The following is a 363-nucleotide window of genomic DNA, read 5'->3' as shown; positions in this document are numbered from 1 at the left end:
AGAGCGATCAGCCGGTACCGAAAGCGATCACCAGGTACTCCTTGTCGCCCGAGGACGGCTCGCTGGCGTACACGTCCGACATGTACAGGCGGCCCTGCGAGTACAGGAGCTCGGAGTACTCGGGTGACATCCGCCTCTCCACGCCCCGCACGGACTCCGTCGCCGGGTTCTCCAGCAGCTTCGTCTCCTTGAAGGAGTCGCCGTCGATGCTCACGATCTGCCCGCCCTGGTCGTAGGGCGGACGCTTGTACGCGATGACGTTGCCGCCGTCCATCCGCAGCGGGACGCTCACGTAGCCGTCGCCCGCGTCGGCGCGCTGGCCGGTCTGCTTGCCGGTGGACAGGTCGAAGGCGATGATCTCGT

At 66.7% G+C, this 363-nt stretch carries 1 pseudogene; it reads right to left on the bottom strand.

Going from position 1 to position 363, the window contains the following annotated elements:
* Positions 1 to 7 precede the first annotated feature (7 nt).
* Positions 8 to 363, bottom strand: a pseudogene (locus J0695_RS42530) (outer membrane protein assembly factor BamB family protein); the annotation flags it as partial.

Source organism: Streptomyces beijiangensis (genome assembly GCF_017315755.1).
GTDB classification, from domain to species: Bacteria; Actinomycetota; Actinomycetes; order Streptomycetales; family Streptomycetaceae; genus Streptomyces; species Streptomyces beijiangensis.
This window is presented reverse-complemented; position numbering and strand designations above follow the sequence as displayed.